This is a genomic window from Paraburkholderia strydomiana (assembly GCF_031456815.1).
Classification (GTDB): domain Bacteria; phylum Pseudomonadota; class Gammaproteobacteria; order Burkholderiales; family Burkholderiaceae; genus Paraburkholderia; species Paraburkholderia caledonica.
The window spans coordinates 447,075-465,757 of sequence record NZ_JAVDVL010000003.1; the positions used below are offsets into that span (position 1 = coordinate 447,075).

General features: G+C 60.8%; 17 protein-coding genes. 4 read left to right on the top strand and 13 right to left on the bottom strand.

Annotated elements, in window-relative coordinates; all coding sequences use genetic code 11:
• Positions 1–2: 2 nt before the first annotated feature.
• The 9 genes from J2W46_RS11550 to J2W46_RS11590 form a co-directional block, all read right to left on the bottom strand.
• Positions 3–401, bottom strand: coding sequence for a cytidine deaminase (locus tag J2W46_RS11550; protein ID WP_374726820.1), 399 nt, complete (start codon positions 399–401; stop codon positions 3–5).
• A gap of 7 nt (positions 402–408) precedes the next feature.
• Complete coding sequence (locus J2W46_RS11555; protein ID WP_310353767.1) at positions 409–1,686, bottom strand: NupC/NupG family nucleoside CNT transporter; 1,278 nt, start codon at positions 1,684–1,686, stop codon at positions 409–411.
• A 75-nt stretch (positions 1,687–1,761) separates the two neighbouring features.
• Positions 1,762–1,971: a hypothetical protein gene (locus tag J2W46_RS11560; protein WP_087753931.1), complete on the bottom strand. Its 210-nt coding sequence runs from the start codon at positions 1,969–1,971 to the stop codon at positions 1,762–1,764.
• Complete coding sequence (locus J2W46_RS11565; RefSeq protein ID WP_310353771.1) at positions 1,968–2,261, bottom strand: hypothetical protein; 294 nt, start codon at positions 2,259–2,261, stop codon at positions 1,968–1,970. The genes J2W46_RS11560 and J2W46_RS11565 overlap by 4 nt, the downstream gene beginning before the upstream one ends.
• A 112-nt stretch (positions 2,262–2,373) precedes the next feature.
• A complete protein-coding gene (locus J2W46_RS11570; RefSeq protein ID WP_020068147.1) occupies positions 2,374–3,006 on the bottom strand; it encodes a response regulator in 633 nt (210 codons plus the stop codon).
• On the bottom strand, positions 3,003–4,634 hold the full coding sequence (locus J2W46_RS11575; RefSeq protein WP_310353774.1) for a hybrid sensor histidine kinase/response regulator: 1,632 nt from the start codon (positions 4,632–4,634) through the stop codon (positions 3,003–3,005). The genes J2W46_RS11570 and J2W46_RS11575 overlap by 4 nt, the downstream gene beginning before the upstream one ends.
• Entirely contained in the window at positions 4,631–6,790 is a 2,160-nt protein-coding gene (locus J2W46_RS11580) for a hybrid sensor histidine kinase/response regulator (protein ID WP_310353777.1), read from the bottom strand. The genes J2W46_RS11575 and J2W46_RS11580 overlap by 4 nt, the downstream gene beginning before the upstream one ends.
• A gap of 192 nt (positions 6,791–6,982) precedes the next feature.
• A complete protein-coding gene (locus J2W46_RS11585) occupies positions 6,983–7,303 on the bottom strand; it encodes a hypothetical protein (protein WP_020068144.1) in 321 nt (106 codons plus the stop codon).
• A gap of 171 nt (positions 7,304–7,474) precedes the next feature.
• Positions 7,475–8,374 (bottom strand): hypothetical protein, encoded by a 900-nt coding sequence (locus J2W46_RS11590; RefSeq protein ID WP_310353779.1) that lies wholly within the window; start codon positions 8,372–8,374, stop codon positions 7,475–7,477.
• Positions 8,375–8,697: 323 nt separating this feature from the next.
• Here J2W46_RS11590 and J2W46_RS11595 point away from each other — a divergent pair, with 323 nt between their 5' ends.
• The 4 genes from J2W46_RS11595 to J2W46_RS11610 all read left to right on the top strand — a co-directional run bounded on the left by J2W46_RS11595 (position 8,698) and on the right by J2W46_RS11610 (position 13,826).
• Positions 8,698–10,044, top strand: a complete 1,347-nt coding sequence (locus J2W46_RS11595) for a class I SAM-dependent methyltransferase (RefSeq protein ID WP_310353781.1) — start codon at positions 8,698–8,700, stop codon at positions 10,042–10,044.
• A gap of 253 nt (positions 10,045–10,297) precedes the next feature.
• Positions 10,298–11,461: an HPP family protein gene (locus tag J2W46_RS11600; protein WP_310353783.1), complete on the top strand. Its 1,164-nt coding sequence runs from the start codon at positions 10,298–10,300 to the stop codon at positions 11,459–11,461.
• A gap of 146 nt (positions 11,462–11,607) precedes the next feature.
• Positions 11,608–12,024 carry a MarR family winged helix-turn-helix transcriptional regulator gene (locus J2W46_RS11605; protein ID WP_027804649.1) on the top strand — a complete coding sequence of 139 codons (417 nt, stop codon included), beginning with the start codon at positions 11,608–11,610 and terminating at the stop codon, positions 12,022–12,024.
• A 2-nt stretch (positions 12,025–12,026) separates the two neighbouring features.
• Positions 12,027–13,826, top strand: coding sequence for a chloride channel protein (locus J2W46_RS11610; RefSeq protein ID WP_310353791.1), 1,800 nt, complete (start codon positions 12,027–12,029; stop codon positions 13,824–13,826).
• Between the two features lie 22 nt (positions 13,827–13,848).
• Here the strand turns inward: J2W46_RS11610 and J2W46_RS11615 are convergent, their stop codons facing one another.
• The 4 genes from J2W46_RS11615 to J2W46_RS11630 form a co-directional block, all read right to left on the bottom strand.
• On the bottom strand, positions 13,849–14,388 hold the full coding sequence (locus J2W46_RS11615) for a DUF488 domain-containing protein (protein ID WP_310354148.1): 540 nt from the start codon (positions 14,386–14,388) through the stop codon (positions 13,849–13,851).
• A 140-nt stretch (positions 14,389–14,528) separates the two neighbouring features.
• On the bottom strand, positions 14,529–15,962 hold the full coding sequence (locus J2W46_RS11620) for an efflux transporter outer membrane subunit (RefSeq protein ID WP_310353794.1): 1,434 nt from the start codon (positions 15,960–15,962) through the stop codon (positions 14,529–14,531).
• Between the two features lie 10 nt (positions 15,963–15,972).
• Positions 15,973–17,544 carry a DHA2 family efflux MFS transporter permease subunit gene (locus tag J2W46_RS11625; protein WP_020068135.1) on the bottom strand — a complete coding sequence of 524 codons (1,572 nt, stop codon included), beginning with the start codon at positions 17,542–17,544 and terminating at the stop codon, positions 15,973–15,975.
• 6 nt (positions 17,545–17,550) lie between these two features.
• Positions 17,551–18,678 carry an HlyD family secretion protein gene (locus tag J2W46_RS11630; protein WP_310353797.1) on the bottom strand — a complete coding sequence of 376 codons (1,128 nt, stop codon included), beginning with the start codon at positions 18,676–18,678 and terminating at the stop codon, positions 17,551–17,553.
• Positions 18,679–18,683 lie beyond the last annotated feature (5 nt).

The following is an 18,683-nucleotide window of genomic DNA, read 5'->3' on the forward strand; positions in this document are numbered from 1 at the left end:
GCTCATAGATAGAACGCGTCCGGCAGTTGTTCGCGCGCGGTCGTGTCGCGCGTTGCGCCGTGGAGATTGCCGAGACGAATCGGCAACTCGGGACCGCCCAGTTCGATGATCACCTGGCGGCACGCGCCGCAAGGTGCAATCGGCCCCTCCGTATCGCCGATCACAGCGAGCGCGGCAAACTGGTCGCGCTGATAACCTGCCGCAATCGCGCTGAAAAACGCTGTACGTTCAGCGCAGTTGCACAACCCGTACGACGCATTCTCGACGTTGCAGCCGTCGAACACACGGCCGTCTTTCGTCAGCAACGCCGCGCCGACCTTGAATTTCGAATAGGGCGCATAGGCCTTTTCTCGCGCCACGCCTGCGCGTTCCAACAGCTGTTCCATGTTCGTGCAAGACATCCTCGATTCAATTGAGCGTAATGAACATGCCCGCGATGGTCGCGCTCATCAGATTGGAGAGCGTTGCCGCGAGCACGACACGCAACCCGTAGCGCGCGACCTCGGCGCGGCGTTCCGGCGCGACGGCGCTAAAGCCGCCCGTGAGCACCGCAATCGACGCAAAGTTCGCAAAGCCGCATAACGCAAACGACAGAATAGCAATGGTACGCGGATCGAGCGCATGCAAGCCCGCAGCAGTCACGCTCGCCGCATCTTTCAGGTACGGCGATAACGATGCGTATGCAACGAACTCGTTGAGAATGATCTTCTGCCCGAGGAAATTGCCGGCAATCGCCGCCTCGTTCCACGGGACGCCGATCAGCCATGCGAGCGGCGCGAACACCACGCCGAGGACCGATTGCATCGACAGTTGCGGGTGGCCGAACCAGCCGCCTATGCCGCCAACGAGGCCGTTGAGCAGCGCGATCAGACCGACGAACGCAATCAGCATCGCGCCCACCATGACCGCGATCCTAAGGCCCACGGTCGCGCCCGAGCTAGCCGCCTCGATCACATTCGCGGGACGCTTTTCGTCGAAATTGAGGTTGTCGAGATGAACGCGGCTCGGCTCAGTCGACGGATGAATGATCTTCGCGAACAACAGCCCGCCTGGCACCGCCATGAAGGACGCCGCGAGCAGATATTCGATCCGTACGCCAAGGCCCGCGTAACCCGCCAGCACCGAGCCGGCAACCGCGGCCATGCCGCTCGACATCACCGCGAACAGTTCGGCGCCTGTCATGTCGCGCGTGAACGGTTTGATAACCGCGGGCATTTCGCTCTGGCCGAGAAAGATCGTGGTGACAGCGGAAAACGACTCCAGCTTCGACACGCCGAGCAGCTTCTGAAACACCGTGCCGAGCACGATCACGATCCAGCGCATCACGCCCAGGTAGTACAACACGGAAATCAGCGCGGTCACGAAGATAATGGCCGGCAACACCCGCACAGCAAAGACGAAACCACCGTTGCCGAACACCTCGAACATTCTGGACTGCACGAGTCCGCCGAACAGGAACTCGATGCCGGCATTGCCGTAGCCAAGCACGTTATTTACGCCTGCGGCGGCCGCCGCGAGAATCGTCTTGCCAAGCGGCACGAAGAGAATAAATGCGCCGATGCAGATTTGCGCGAGCAATGCGCTACTTACAGTCCGTAAGCGAATGGCACGCCGATTCGTCGAAAAGATGAAAGCGATGAAGAGCAGTACGGCAATGCCGAGTACGTTCCGTGCGATGAGTGCCATGTCTCAAGTTCTTCATATGAAAGTGGCACTGATGCTAAACGAAACTGCTGCCGGAGAGAATGTTTAAAGCAGGATTTAATGCGATTTGGAAAAGAACACGCGAGCACCTTCCTCCGGTGTCAGGCCGAGATTGAAATAGCCTTCGAGCCGCTCGGCGTCCGCGTCGTTCAGCGTGAAAGACGTGCGAATGAAGCCGGACACGACCGCATGGTCGTACCACACACTCATCCACATACGCAGCGCCAATACTTTCGGCGATCCCCAACCCCATTCATCGTGGGTCATGATCCTCCCTTCTTCGCGCGTATTGCCGCCTGGCCGGCGGTGGTGGCTACCCTCATGGCGGGCCGCTCGTCAGGCGGGAATACGTGCCACAAACCGTTGCCGTGATGGAAGAAAAAGAGCGTCAACGTGCCCGTCTCACGTTGTGCCTCGACACATATGCAGCGTCTGTTCCCCTGGCCGGCGGAAAGCTGCAACTGGATTCGAGCCGATGCTGCACCGCTCGTGTCCAGCCACTTCTCGACCAGCTCGCGCAACGATCGCTCTGACGCCGCCATAACTCCTCCGCTCATTCGCATGGTGCATCGTAGAACGACGGTGGCAACGCCTCCATCGGCGGCGGCGGAATGTCAGATCAGGAATGCCTGCTTCAGTACTCAGGTTTTCCTGACGCGTGTCCACTATCTATTCGGCGACCAGTCCGTGCCTTATCGCATAGCGAATCAGGTCCGCGTTATTGGCAAGGCCGAGCTTCTGCATGAGTCGCATCTTGTGCGTGCTGATCGTTTTCGCGCTGAGCGCGAAAGCATCGGCAATTTCATTCAGGCTCTTGCCGAGCGCAAGCATTTGCAGAACCTGAAACTCGCGATCGGAAAGAATTTCGTGCGGCGGCGCGTCGCCCGAATACGTTTCGAAAACGATTCCCTCCACCAGTTTCGGGTCGATGAAGCGTCCGCCTTCGGCGAGCTTATGAATTGCAGCGAGCAGCACGTCGGGATTGCTGTCTTTCGTGACATAACCCGTTGCGCCCGCACGCAGCGCGCGAGAGACCACCTGTGCCTCGTTATGGATGCTCAGCACGAGTACCGGCAGCGACGGACGTTCGGCACGCACGCGCCGGATCAGATCGACACCGCTGATGCCCGGCATTGTCATGTCGAGCAGCAGCAAATCCACCTGACAGGTGCGCAGTTTCTCGATTACTTCAGAACCTTGCGCCGCTTCGCCCGCCACCATAATGTCGGGCGTCGTTTCGATTATCTGCTTGAGACCTCCGCGCACGAGCGGATGGTCGTCGGCAATCAGAAGCCTGATCATGTCTGAACCCCGTCCTGAAGCGGTATATGTATCGAGACCGCAGTGCCCGTTCCCGGCGCACTGTCGATCAGCAGCGAGCCGCCTATCAGACGCGCCCGCTCGCTCATGCCGAGCAATCCGTACGAATAGTCGCGACGCACGGCGTCCTGATCGAAACCGCAGCCGTCGTCGCTGACATGCAGGTCGAGTGCCGTCGACGTATTCGTCAACGTGACGTCCGCTCGCGTCGCGCATGCATGCCGCGCGACGTTCGTCAGCGAAGCCTGCACGATTCGAAACATTGCGGTTGCGTGGGCATCGGAAAGCACGGGCTCTCTGCCATTCAGACGAAACTGGCAGGCAAGTCCGCTGCGCCGCCCGAAATCGTCCACGAGCCATTCGAGCGCCGATACGATTCCGTAATTGAGCGCTGCAGGCCTCAAATGGCTCGCGACGTTGCGCACCATCCAGATGGTTCTTTCAACGAGCTCGCGCATGTCGTCGGTTCTTTTCGCCACTTCTAGATCGCCGGAGAGTCGCATTTTAAGCAGCGACACGTCCATCTTGAGCGCCGTTAGCAACTGGCCCAATTCGTCGTGAATTTCCATCGCGATACGCTTTCTTTCCTCTTCGCGAATGGCTTCCATATACGCAGACAGTTCGCGCAACTGCTCGCGCGATCCCACCAGTTCCTGCTCGATCCGCTTGCGTTCCGTAATGTCGTTGAGGCCGACGAAAATCGCGGGCGCATCGTCGTAGGTCGCGACACGCGCAGTCGCGATGGCCCAGAACGTCGAGCCGTCCGCACGCTTTAACTGAACTTCGGTGTTGCGAAAGCTTCCTTCATGACGCAGGTCTTCGACAAGGCGGTCGCGGTCTGCGATATCCGCATACAACTCGGCGATGTTGCCGATATGCGTGGTCACGTAATCGATGCCGAAGAGTTCGCGCAACGGCTTGTTCGTGTACAGAACGTGCCCTTCGGGCATCGACGTAATGCAAAGCGGCACCGGACTCGTTTCGACGATCGTTCGAAAACGGAACTCGCTCGCGACGAGCCGCGCTTCTGCACGCCTGCGTTCCTCGATCTGCGACTGCAGCGTCGCATTTGCGCGCCCCAGTTCGTCCGTGCGCTGCGCGACACTTGCTTCGAGGCCGTCGCGCACGCGCGACAACGCGGCCTCGGCTCGCTGACGCACGAGCACTTCGTCCTGCAATTGCCGGTTCTGCGCAATGAGCTTCTGATGCATGCCTCTGAGCGCAAGATGCGTGCTGATGCGCGCCATCATTTCGTCGACGTGGACGGGTTTCGTCAGGTAGTCGACGCCGCCTGCCGAGAAACCTTCCACCATGTCCTCGCTGCCCGTCAGCGACGTCATGAAGATCACGGCGATATTGCGCGTGCGCTCGTCCGACTTGAGACGCCGGCAGGTTTCGAAGCCGTTTATGCCTGGCATCCTCACGTCGAGAAGAATCAGGTCGGGCTGCGAGAATTGCGCGCGTTGGATCGCCTCCGGGCCGTCTAGCGCGACGAGCACCTTGAAGCCGCGCGCTACCAGACTCTCGACAACGATCGCCAGGTTGGCCGGGTTGTCGTCCGCGATCAGGACCGTGGGCGAGTCGTCAGCGGGAAGCGCGGTGCCGTTCATCCGACCGCCCTGCGTTCGAGTTGCTCCTCGACGAGTTGGAGCAGTGCTTTCGATTGATAGCCTTTCGCGAGGCTTAGAATCCGCGCGGCGAATGCGCGGTAATGTGGATCATGCGTCGCGACCCGTTCGGCCCACAGCCTTATCTCCTGCATATCGCCGCGGCGCGCGAGCAGATGCAACTCTTCGAGTTCGTCTTCGGGTACCGCGACAGGATGCCCAGCAGGGGCATCCTGCACGCCGGTTGTAGCGCCCGCGGGCGCGTAGGTCCATTCGAGATCGAGCAGGCGCGCGACATGCGCGAGCAGTTTCCCGAAGTCGATCGGCTTGGGGAGAAACGCATTTGCGCCGGCTTCGAGGCTGCGCTGTTCGTCGGCGCCTGATGGACTCGCGGAGGTCGCAATCACGGGCACTTCCGAAAAACCCTGAATCTGCCGCAACCTGCGCGTGGCTTCCAGTCCATCCATATCGGTCATTACGATGTCTGTCACGATCAGCGCCGGTCGCTCGCTCAACGTTTTCGCGAGTCCCTGGCGGCCGCCTGTTGCTTCAACGATCTCGAACCCGAGCCGGCCGAGGAAGTCCACTAGCACCGCGCGGTTCATCGCGACGTCGTCGATCACCAGCACCTTGCGGCGCGCTCCCTTGTAACCGGTCGTCATGCGAGTATCGGCAATAACCGGCGCGGCGGGGAGCGCACCCGAGGCCGCCGGCAGTTCGAACCAGAATACACTGCCGCGGCCAGGCTGGCTCTGCACGTGAATTTCGCTGCCCATTGCGTGCAGAAACTGCTGACTGATTGTCAGCCCAAGCCCTGTTCCACCCGCGCCGCGCTCCAGGTGCGCAATCTGTTCGAACGGCTCGAAAATGGTCTGAAGTTTGTCGGCGTCCATGCCGATGCCTGTATCGCGCACTTCGAAACACACGCTGTTCTTCGCAGTCATTTCGACCAGCAAGCTCACGCTGCCTTGATCCGTGAAGTTGAATGCGTTTGCGAGCAGGTTCAGCAGCACCTGACGCAAGCGCCGTTCGTCCGCGCGAACGGCGTCGGGCACGTCGGGCGCCACCCGCCAGATGAACTCGACATGCTTCTGCGCATTTTTCACTTCGATGATTTCGCGAATCGCATCGAGCGTGCCGGCGAGCGGCACGTCGCCTATCTCGACGCGCAACCGGCCCGCTTCTATCCGCGCGAAATCGAGTGCATCTGCAATCAGTCCGAGCAGATGTTCGCCGCTGCGTTGAATGACGCCGACGCCGTCGCGTTGTCTCTCGCTCAGGCTCGGGTCGCGCCGCAAGATCTGCGCATAGCCGAGAATCGCGTTCAGCGGCGTGCGCAACTCGTGACTCATATTGGCCAGGAACTCGCCCTTCGCTCGATTCGCTGCTTCGGCAGCGCGGCGCGCCTCGCGTTCGGCACCGGCCTCCCGTTCGTCGAGATATGCGCGATGCAGCCGGGCGCCCATCGAATTGAACGCCGTCACCACGCGCTCAAGTTCGTCGGGCTCGCGGGGCACACGCCGGTTTAGCTTCAGAGGTTCGGCTGGCTCGCGAAAGTCGTAGCCGTCTACAGTACGAGCAAGCACCGCAAGATGGCGCGTCACGAGCCGATTCAGAATAAAGACGATGAAAAGCGAAACGAGGAAAATGTTGGCGGCTTGAGTGATGAGAATCAGCAACGCCGTGTGCTTCAGATCGTCGTACAGATGGTTCAACGTAGCCTGCACGTATAGCGTGCCGATGCGCTGGTCGTTGCCGAGCACGTGATGCATGAGCGGGTACTCACGCGCTATCGACGGCCCGCTGGCTGGTCTGCCCGCGCTCACGAGCGTTGGCGCCGAACTGCCGCCCGACTGGCGCACTTCAGCCACACTGATATCTGCCAGACGCAGAATGCCGCCGAGTTCAAGCCGCAACTGCGCCTCGTCGAGCCGCCACAGCGCCTCGCCCAGACTGTCGCGGTAACTTTTGTCGATGTCCGAAAGGCGGTTTTCTATGAGCGCAATGCCCTGGCTGTAATCGCGATGAATCTGCAGCGCGGTGAGCAACAAGGTGAGCACGCAACTAAACAGGATCGCGATGGCAAGAAGCCGGAGCACGATACTGTGCCGTAACCGCCTGAGCGGATACCACCACTCCCCCATGGGGTTGACAGCCATATTGCCCCCGCAAGCATGGTGATGTCGTTACTCGTTCCGTGCTGGCGCAGCGCGCTGCTATGTCAGGCGCCCGCGCCGAAAAGCGGTTGTTCCTATCTTATGACGCCATGCGCGCGCATCGCAATGTACTCTGCTTCGTTGCCTGCTCCATTGCCCCATTGCTTGCCGCAGTTCGCGCCAATCCCCATTGGCTCAGGATGACAGCCGGATTTCAATGACGCCTTGCGGCTCGTGAACCGCACGAAGCAGCAGAGCGTCGACGCATTCGGTCAGCTCGCGAAGCATTGCCGTTGCCTCGCCATCCAGTTCCATCGGATGGGACTTTCGTAGTTCTCGCAGCGTTTCTCCGACTCGCCTGATCGCCTTGGGTCCGCTATCGACTAGCGGCCAGCAATGCATCAGATAACCCAACGGCGTGATGCTGCGTCGTTCGCACCAGATGTCGAAGAGACGGAAGCAGATCGAGTTGATATGCTCCACCTCGGTTTCACGCTGCGACGGATAGGGAATCATCTCTGTTACCCGGTTAGGCCATTTTGATTCATCCATCATAGAACGATACTCATCGCGCAACAGTCAGGCAGCGCGCATGATCCGTCAAGGGTATCCTGATTCGAGGGTAAGGAAATCCTGACCCCCGCTCACCGGTTTTCGCGAGCGACGCGGCACGCCCTGCTCTCCCCGCTAGGGTGCACTTGCGCGCACGATGGCCGGCCACTGCGCCCAGTACTCTTCCGGAATCTTTCGGTCAGCCGCGGACAGATAACGGTTGTCCAGTTCTATCACCTTCCTGTCGCGCAAATTGGCTTGCGCCAGCGCGCGCTGAATGTACGGGTGCGAATCGAAAAGCCGCATATATGAGCCGTCTTTGTAAGCCGCCATGAAGCCGCGCTCTATTGTCATAGCGAGCCTGGGATCACGGCGAGCCACATAAAAGAGAAAGTCCGACCGGTACTTAAGCAGCAAACGTTTTTCAACCGTCAGGTCGGGCTCCGCCTGCTTGCGCGCTTCGAGTTCGGGGAACGCTTCGATTACGCCTCGCGGGTAATAGTCTATTCGGCCCGCGCGCGTCATTGCGAATAACGTGTCCGTGCTGGACGTTTCCACTTTCAGACCGGCGTCGAGCAGAATGTCCGTGTCGACCCAGCCGAGCCCCTGGCCCGCAGTCAACCGGCGCAGATCTGCTACGTTGTCGACCTTGTCGAAGTCGGCCTGCCGGTCTTTCCTTATCACAAACACGCGATATCCGATCAAGCCGCGATTCACCGGAATGTGGACCACGTTCAGCCCGGTTTCCGCCCGGCTATCCATGCTGGTCCAAAGAAGATTAATGGAGTCGCCGTCGGCGAGGTCTGCCAGCGCGCGGCCGCGCTCCATGGCCACGTCGGCCTGACGAATCGTATAGGTGACTTTTGCCGATCTCATCGCGAGGTCCAGCACTGCAAGCGCAAATGCCGCATGAACCTCTCCGCCGGTGCGGATTCGCGGATGAACGATCTCGAAGTCGGCAGACGACCCGGCATGCGGCCGGCCAAGCATGCCGGCCGTGCTCAATGTCGCGAGTACAAAGCTCCTGCGCTGCATGATGTTATGGACGTATGGTTCTATGGCGCTCCCGTCGGCACCATCATGTAAGCATCCTGTCACTGCGCTGAAAGCTTGGCAATTAGTAGAAGCAGACGGAACTTGCGCGGTGAGCCTCGCTGCAATGTCGATTCGCAGGTATTCGACTCTCATGGAAAACCCTCGGCGCAAGTCGGTATGTCGAGTCTGCAGACGATCCGGATAGCTAACTGTAAAGACCGGTTCATTGGCACGGCAACGCCAGAACCCGCCGGCGGGTCCTTTCTTGCGGCATGAATGATGCTTCGGAAGAACCATCCAGGTTGTTGCAAGGAGCCAACGCCATGACGCTCTGGAGCCTTTTGCGTTCGCCAGCGGAACAGCAGATCGCCGGCATGCCGCTGCCCTGCTCTGTGGCCCTGCCCGACGGTCAGCGCATCGGCGCGCGCGAGCCGCGTCTGTCGTTCGAGATACGCGACACGAGGGCGCTGCTGCATCTCACTCAGGGAGCGATCGGCCGGCTCGCGGAAGACTACGTGGAAGGCCGGCTGGAAATAGACGGCAGCATGCACGACCTCATGGCTGCGGCGCCGGCCTTGCTGCGCAGCGATCCCACACACGAAACACATGGATGGCTGCTGGACCACGTGAACCGTGCGCGCCGCGCGATTTGGGAGCGCACGCACCATAGCCGCGCCAAAGACGCCGCTCAGATCCAGCATCACTACGACGTCTCCGACGATTTTTACGCGCTGTGGCTCGACCCGCTACGCGTGTACTCATGCGCCTACTTTTCTTCGCCGGATATGTCTCTCGCCGACGCGCAGCAGGCCAAGCTCGACCACATCTGCAGGAAACTCATGTTGCGCTCCGGCGAGCGCTTTCTCGACGTCGGCGCGGGTTGGGGTGCGCTGTTGCTGTGGGCCGCCGAACACTACGGCGTTGCTGCAACCGGCATTACGCTTTCCAGGAACCAGCATGCGTACGTCAACCGACTGATCGAGCAAAAGGGACTTCAGGGCCGCGTGACGATGCTGCTGCAGGACTACCGGGACGTCGATGAATCCGCGCCGTTCGACAAGGTCGCGTCGGTCGGCATGTGCGAGCACGTCGGCCGCCTGAACCTGCCGGCGTACTTTGCGAAGATGCGACGTCTGCTCAGACCGGGCGGTCTCATGATGAATCACAGCATTACTGCAGGCGGCGCCGACAACGCGGAAGTCGGCGGCGGTATGGGCGACTTCATCGACAGATACATTTTTCCGGGCGGCCAACTGGTACACGTAAGCGTAATGATGAATGCGATGACGCGCGGCAATCTCGAGCCGGTAGACGCAGAATGCCTGCGTCCGCATTACGCAAAAACGCTATGGCATTGGGCGGATGCACTGGAAGCACATCTCGATCAAGCACGCGAAGTGCTCGGCAAGGACGCGGAGAAAATTATCCGCGCGTACCGGCTGTATCTGGCCGGATCGGCAATGGGATTCGAGCGCGGATGGACGTCGCTGTTCCAGATTCTCGCGTCGCGCCCCGCAGAGTCGGTAAAAGCCGATGATGGTCACGCGGGCCGCATGCGATGGGCTCACAGCGACTATCCGTTCAATCGGACGTACATGTATGCGCGCGACCCTGCTATTGATCGGGTCAACGAGGTCGAACGCGCGAACGGTGGTCACGAAATTCGTTGAGCCGCTGGTTTCTGTCGCCGGAAATCAGATCCGCATTCAGTTCTTCGACGAAGTGCGGAATCCGATCAAGCTGATCGTCAATCGCAAAGAACCCTGTTGCGTGAATGCCCTTCGCCGCCAGCGTCACCGCTAAGCGCCGCCGGCGTTTTATATCATATTGGCATATAATTATGACCACACGGTATTCGCGTTGGCGCAGCTTTCGCGGGTATCTTCGCAGCCCAGTACAATCGACTAACTCCTCGTTCGCATCTTGTCCCGCTCCATCGTCCTGCGCTGGCTTTCCAGCTTTGTTCCCGTTCCGGTCACCGTCAAATGGCAGGAGCGCGCGCGCTCATGTCTGGGTGCGCTGCTCGGTATCGCGTTCACCGGCGGCTCGATGTATCTGCTGTTGGGACCGGGCGCGAACATTCCTCTGCTGGTTGCGCCGATGGGCGCTTCCGCCGTACTACTGTTTGCTGTGCCCGCGAGTCCGCTTGCGCAGCCATGGTCGATCATCGGCGGAAATCTCGTTTCTGCGACGATCGGGGTGACGTGCGCAAACGTGATCGGCGATCCCACACTGGCGGCCGCGCTGGCCGTCGCGCTTGCCATTGGCGGTATGTTCGCGCTTCGCTGCGTGCACCCGCCATCGGGTGCCGTCGCGTTGACCGCCGTGCTCGGGGGCCCCGCCATTCATGCGCTCGGCTACCGGTTCGTGCTCGAACCGATCGCAATACAGTCGGTCGCGCTGCTCGCCGCCGCGATCGCCTATCACGCCGCCACCGGCCACCGTTATCCGCATTCGGCACGCGTGGCGCGCAGCGCGGGCAGTACGGCAGACGCCGACTCGCGCGCCGGCTTCACACGCGCCGACCTCGAAGCCGTACTCAAGCGCCGCAGTGAAATGCTCGACATCGACCCGGACGACCTGGAATCGCTGCTGCGCGAGACTCAACTTCAAGCCTTCTCACGCAGTTTCAACGAACTGACCTGCGAGAACATCATGTCGCGTCATGTGGTGTCGGTGTCGGCGGGCACCCGCGCGGTCGCTGCATGGGCACTGTTGAAACGCAACAAGGTGAAAGCGCTTCCGGTGATCGACGCGGACCACGGTCTGATCGGCATCGTCACGCGTGCAGATCTCGTCGATAAAAGAATTTTCGGCCAGTTCGTGCCGTTCATTGCCTATATAGACGGCTGGCTGCGCGGCGATGCACTGCGTGCGCCAACCGTCGGCAGCGTGATGACCACCGACGTCTGCACCGTCAAGACCAATGCGCCGATTACGGACCTCGTGCCGATGTTTGCCAACTTCGGTCACCACCATATTCCTGTGCTGGATACCGCTGGACACGTGGTCGGCATGATTACTCAAGTGGATCTCATCTCCGGGCTCTATCGGCAGACCGTGGTCAAGGCACAGCAGGCCGCGTGATCGCAACATCGCATCGCACTGCGCGCGGTTGCACGCCACGTCGCAGCGGGAAACGAGAAACGGACAACGTTTGACGCGAAAGTCACGCCCTCAGAATTACATCATTTCATGATACAATTTTTGCTTATCTACGCTGGCGGTGAGCAATGAAAGAACGGTCTCCAGGATTGCGTAAAGCCGACTTCGAGCAACTGTCGGAGTTTCGCTATCAGATGCGGCGCTTCGAACGGTTCTCGGAACAGGCCGCGCAAAGCGAAGGTATTACGCCGCTGCAGTATCTGTTGCTGCTGCATATCAAGGGATATCCGGAGCGCGACTGGGCAACTGTCGGCGAACTCGCGGAGCGGCTTCAGGCTCAGCATCATGGCGTCGTCGCGCTGGTGTCGCGCTGCGAAGCACTCAGTCTGGTGCGCCGTCAAACTAGCGAGACCGACCGCCGCCAGGTTGAAGTACACATTGAAAAAGCAGGCGAAAGAGTGCTTGCGAGACTTGCCGAGCTTCATCGCGCCGAGCTCAGATCGCTCAAGGGCGCCTTCCAGGTTCCTCAGATCGACCTCGACTAATCATGAACACCGACTCCCACAAGCGCGACTTCTCCGCCAACGCGCGACTGCCGGGCATTTTCGCGCTCGCCGCTTGCATCGGCGGAGTCAGCACGCTCGCAGCCTTCGTGTTGCTGAACCTGATTCATCTGTTCACGAACCTGTTTTTCTTCGGCACATTGTCGTTCGTCGAACGTTCGCCCGCCCATAACAACCTCGGTATGTGGGTCATTGGCGTGCCGATAATCGGCGGACTGATCGTCGGACTGATGGCGCGGTTCGGCTCGGAAAAGATTCGCGGGCATGGCATTCCCGAGGCGATCGAGGCGATCCTGTTCGGCAAAAGCCGGATGTCGCCCAAGGTGGCCGTGCTCAAGCCGTTGTCGTCGGGCATCGTGATCGGCAGCGGCGGCCCGTTCGGCGCTGAGGGCCCCATCATCATGACGGGCGGCGCGCTCGGCTCGCTGATTGCGCAATGCTTCAAAGTCACGTCCGCGGAACGCAAGACGCTGCTCGTGGCAGGCGCAGCAGCGGGCATGACCGCCGTGTTCGGCACGCCCGTGGCGGCGGTCTTGCTGGCCGTGGAATTACTGCTCTTCGAATGGCGGCCGCGCAGTTTTCTGCCCGTGGCCGTGGCCTGCGCGGTGGCCGGTTTCGCTCGCGCGGCGTTCTTCGGCACAGGTCCGTTGTTTCCGCTCGAAACAGCCGCGCCAGATGGGTGGTCGCTATTTTCTTGCCTGATTGCAGGGCTTTTGTCCGGCGCGCTCGCGTCGGGACTATCCGCCGCGCTCTACAAAACCGAAGACCTGTTCGGCAAGCTGCCAATCCACTGGATGTGGTGGCCCGCACTCGGTGGCGTCGTAGTGGGCATCGGCGGGTGGCTGGAGCCGCGAGCACTTGGTGTAGGTTACGACGTGATCGGCGACCTCCTGCATCAACACATTGCATTGCAGATCGCCATCGTGTTGCTCGCGGTGAAAGCCATCATGTGGGTCGTCGCGCTCGGATCGGGTACATCCGGTGGCGTGCTCGCCCCGCTGCTGATGCTCGGCGCGGGACTCGGCACCGTTCTCTCACACTGGCTGCCCGGCAATCAACCTGCACTATGGCCGCTCGTCTGTATGGCCGCAACGCTCGGCGCGACACTCGGTGCGCCGTTGACCGCCATCGTCTTTGCGTTCGGCCTCACGCACGACAGCAACGCGCTGTTGCCCTTGCTCACTGCTACGCTAGTCGCTCACGGCTTTGCCACGGTCACCATGCGCCGCTCGATCATGACGGAAAAAATCGCGCGACGCGGCTATCACATCTACCGCGAATACGGGGTGGACCCTCTCGAGCGCCATCATGTGGACGAGGTGATGACAACCTCCGTCGAGTCGATCGAAGCCGACATGACGGTCGGCGCGGCGCTCGACAGATTCTTCGGTGCAAAGCAGGCGCGTCGCGCGTACCCGGTGGTGCGTGGCGCCGTGGTAATCGGCGTGGCCGATCGCGCGCTGCTCGAACAGTTTCGCGACGAGGACCCGAACCTGCGGCCCGCCATGAGCGTCGCGGACGTCTTCGTTCAGCGTTCACTGGCGTTCGCGTTGCCCTCGGAGACCTGTCGTCTCGTAGCGACGAGACTGGCAGTGCACGACCTCGAACGATTGCCCGTTGTAGCCGATGCAAAGTCGATGCGTCTTGTCGGCATCGTCTCGCGCAGCGATCTCGTCAAGCCATCGCTCAGTCACTTTGAAGAAGAGCACAAGAAAGAGCGGTTCCGCCGTCTGACGCCGGCGCGTGGCAAACGGCGGTTTGCGCCCATCGGCAAAGCGGGCTAATTGAAACCGGTCCGCTTCAATGCTAAGCGGACTGCGCCGGATAGACGAGCAAACCGTCGGGCTGCACGCTGGCACCCGGCGTGATAGTCGCCGGGTTCACGTGATGCGCATCCATGATGTGCATTACCGTTTCACCGTGCATCAGCAGATAGTCCGTAATGATGCGCCGGTGACAACGCCACCACACTGCTTCCGAGCACATGATCGCGCAGCGCCTGCAATGTCCGAGTTCGCGAAGTTCTGCCAGGCCCTTTTGAAAAGGGTCCGTCATCGCGTAATCGGCATAGTTTCGAAACGCGGGGTGCGTCCAGTACCCGTTTGGAGACGGGCCCTCATCTTTGCGCCGGCCACGACGCCCTCCGAGTTCCGCCAGATGCAGGTACTTGATATGTGCCGGCGCCAACGACTCCGGTAGCGTATCGCGGTTGAACTGCGGGTTAGTGCGAGAACGTGGAATGCTGCGCACGTCGACTAATGTTTCGACTTCCGAAGTATTGAGCAAATCAATCAGTTCGGACAGCGTGCGCGTGGAGTGCCCAATTGTGAAGAACGGCCGTGCCATCATGACCTCGTCGGCTTCGTCGTGTCATCGGATTGTAGCGTTACCAAGGCGTAAGCCAACCGCCTTCCCGCCTGCACTTCCGCCACGCATTCTGCATGCCCGCACAATCTCAACCCACAGCGCACCGGTCACATAGCAGGTCAATTATTCGACGACACTGCCGTCACCGTTTCAGGAACGTCCCAGCCGCCGCCCAGCGAACGATATAAGGCAACGGCGGCAAGCGCATGCTCGCGCCTTGCCTGGTTCAGCGATTCGGCGTCGCGCAAGTACGCCTCCTGCGCAGCGAGGACATCGAGGAAACTGGACGCACCGCCTTTGTAAAGGTCACTCGACAAACGCAACGCCTGATTCGACGCATCCAGCGCGCCGCCGAGGCGCTCGACTTGTACAGTGCCATTCACCAGTTCGCTGCGCGTGTCTTCGATCTCTTTTAGCGCTTGCAGCATCGTCTGCTGCAGGCCAAGTTGCGATTCGCGCATGCGGCTCTCGCTCGCGTCGATATTCGCGGTGATTCGGCCGGCGTTGAAAATCGGGCTCGTCGCGCTCAATGCGGCGCTAAACAGGTTATCGGTCAGCGTGGGCAGCCCAAGGTACGAAGAGGCCAGCAAACCATCGGCGAGATTCAACCTGAACTTGGGGTAGCGCTCTGCTTTCGAAACGCCCACTTCTGCGGCGCGCCGCTCGACGGTGGCATACGCGGTGCGCACGTCGGGCCGCTGCAACAATGCTTCTGATGGCAGCACTTGCGGCACTCGTTGTGCAGGCACGGGAATGTCGCGCGCATCGGCGAGCAACAGGCTATCCACGCTCTCCGGTGTGCGTCCCGAGTAAACAGCGATCAAACTCAGTTGATGCTGCACGGCCGTCTGCATGCGTGGAATCTGCGCCTGCAAGTCCTGCAACTGGTTCTGCGCGCGCGCAACGTCGAGTTGTGACGACAGGCCGTAATGCAGACGCTGCTGCGTGAGCTTCAGCGCACGAGCGCGTATCTGCTCGTTCTCGTTGAGAATCTGCAACTGCGCCTGAGCCCAACGCAGATCGATATAGGCTGCTGCCGCATTGGCGGCGAGCGCAAGCCGTACCTCGTTCAACGCCGACTGCCGGCCCGACACCTGTGCTTGCGCCGCCAGAACGGCCAGACGCTCGCCGCCGAATACATCGGGCGCCCAGCTGGCCGTGAGGCCGGCACCCGCCTGGCGCACGTATCCGAGCGGCGGCGGCGTGTTTTGACGCGAATACGAGGCGTTGGCGCCGGCATTCAACTCAGGGAGCAAAGCAGCGCGATTCTGCGTGACCAGGTCCTGCGCCTGCCTGACGCGCTCCACTGCCGCCTGCACATCGAGATTGCCGGTCAATACCGACTCGACCAGCCGATGCATGACAGGGTCGCCAAACTGGTCCCACCACACGTTGGCACTCACGCTGTCTTGCGGCGCGTCCACGCTCCATGCTTGCGGCGCGAGCACGCTCACCGTCTGCGGCAGATCCGCGTGCGTCGCCGGCTGCACGGCGCACGCGGCAAGCGCCAACGTTAGAGCGCTTGTCAGTACTTTGAGAGCGGTCGTTTTCATCATCAGGTCCTCAATGAGCATCGGGCGGGGGCGCGGCATTTCCGAATGGGCGCGAGAAAAACACGCTCAGCAAGCCCACGACAAAACACAGCGACACGGCGAGAAAAGTGTCGGAGAAAGTGAGCACCAAGGCTTCTCGCATCAGAACCGCATGCAATGCGCCGAGCCCTGCATTGGCTGCATTCAACGCGTTTCCACCGAGTGCCGCGAAATGCGCGGCTTGCTGTTGCAAGATCGATTCGACTACCGGACGACCCGCCGTCAAGTGTTCGTCGAGCCGCTCGTAGTGCAAATTGAGCCGGTCGTTCAGCATCGTGCTGCTCACTGCAATGCCGATTGCGCCACCCAGATTACGCATCAGATTGAAGAGGCCGCTCGCGGACCGAAGTCTCGACGGCGGTAGTGAGCCGAGCGCCATCGTGACGATTGGGGGAATGCAGAACTGTTGACCGATGCCCCGCAGCGCCTGCGGAATCAGCAACTCCTGCCAGCCCCATTCATGAGTGAGCGGCACATACAGATAGCAACCAAGGCCGAACAACACGAGACCAAACACCATCAGGAGGCGCATATCGACAAAGCGCGCGAGCGTCGAGTACGCGACGAGCGCCAGCAACTGGAAACAGCCTACCGACAACAACGCAAGGCCGATCTGCAGCGAGTCGAAACCGCGAACGCGCGACAGGAATACCGGCGTCAGGAAAACGGTGCAGAAGATCCCAATGCCCGTGATAAACGACAGCAAACTGCCGATGCCGAAATTGCGAACCGCCAACGCGCGCAAATCGACAATCGGTTCCTTTGCGGTAAACGCATGCACCAGGAAAAGAAATCCGCAGATAGCCGATATCCATGTGCACAGAACGATTACGTCGTCGCCGAACCAGTTCTTGCGCGGCCCTTCTTCGAGCACATATTCGAGGCAGCCGAGAAAGCCGGACATGAGCGCTATGCCAAGGTAGTCGCCTTTTTTCAACAGCGACAAATCGGCTTTGTCGACATGCACGTACTTCGGCACCGTCAACGCGACGACAAGACCGGGCGCCAGGTTCAAATAGAACAGCCAGTGCCACGACCATTGCGACGTTATCCATCCGCCGATTACAGGCCCCACAGTCGGCGCGAGCGACGCAAGCGCGCCGATCGTGGTCGACGCGATCAGGCGTTGTTTGCCCGGAAACAACACGAACGCCGTCGTGAATACGGTCGGAATCATCGCTGCGCCGAGCGCACCTTGCAGGCCGCGGAACAGGATCATCGAATTGATGTCCCATGCGAGTCCGCACAACATGCTCGTGACAGTGAAGCCAAGTGCCGAGAACGCGAAGAGCCAGCGCGTGGAAAACACGCGCGTAAGCCAGCCGGACATCGGAATCACGAGAATTTCAGCGATCAGATACGACGTCTGCACCCACGACAGTTCGTCCTGACTAGCGGACAAGCCGCCGCCGATATCCTTGAGCGACGACGCGACGATCTGGATATCGAGCGTCGCCATGAAAAAGCCGAGGCACATCAGCGCGAACGCAAAAACCTTCGTGCGCGTCGGCTGGTCGGCGGGATTCGCGAAAGCGTCGGTCATGATGGTTTATCCGCGAGCCGGTGCGTTTTGCGCGCCGGCGTGATCGACGTGGTCCACGTGGTCGAGGTGAACCTTTACCGTCGCCGAGAGGCCGGGACGCAGCACGCCTTGCATGTTCTGCGGCACGGCCAGGCGCACTCTCACCGGCACGCGCTGCACGATCTTCGTGAAGTTGCCAGTCGCATTCTCGGCGGGCAGCACACTGAAGGTTGCGCCGGTTGCCGGAGCGAGGCTATCCACCACGCCGCGAATGCGTGTGCTGGAAGCATCCAGATCGACATCGACCGTGTCGCCGACGCTCATCTTCTTCAGCTGGTCTTCCTTGAAGTTCGCGTCGATCCACAATCCGCTCGCGGGCACCACCGTCAGCAGCGAAACGCCGGTGTTTGCGAGCAGTCCGACGCGCGCGGTGCGGTTGCCTACGTAGCCGTCGATCGGGGAACGAATGGTGGTGTACTCGACGTTCAACGCCGCCACGCGCTGCGCCGCTTCCGCAGTGGCAATGCGGGCCAGTGCGTCGCCGATCTGCGCGTCGAGCACGGTTATTTGCCGCTGCGCCGCGATCAACGACGCGCCGCTGCGATCCGCCGCGGCATGCGCCTTGGTGAGATCCGCATTAGCACGCTCCACCACCTGATTCGATACCGCGTCGTCTTTCACGAGTTCGCGATAGCGAGCCTGATCCGCTGCGCTGCGCGTCAGTTCTGCACCGTTGGCGCGAACTTCCGCCTTCTGTTCGTCGATCGTTGCAAGCTGCAAGGATTTCTTCGCCTGCAATTCGGTCACGGCGGCCTGGGCGCTGCGGACCTCTGCCGTGGCTTGCGCGAGGCGTGCGTCGTAGTCCCGCGAGTCCAGCTTCACGAGTACTTGCCCCGCGTGCACGAACTGGTTGTCCTTCACTAGCACGTCAGCCACGAATCCATTCACCTTCGGCGCCATGACCGTGACGTCGCCGCCCACGTAGGCATCGTCCGTCGTTTCGACGAAGCGTCCCACGAAGAACCAGTACGACGCGGCGAGCGCCAGCACGGCAAGCACCGTGATGATCGCGAGCAGCATCCACGGAACGCGCCTGGCCGGTTTGGCGGCCTGCGCGGCGCCCGCTGGCGCAACAGTCGAAGGTGTAGTGGACATGATGG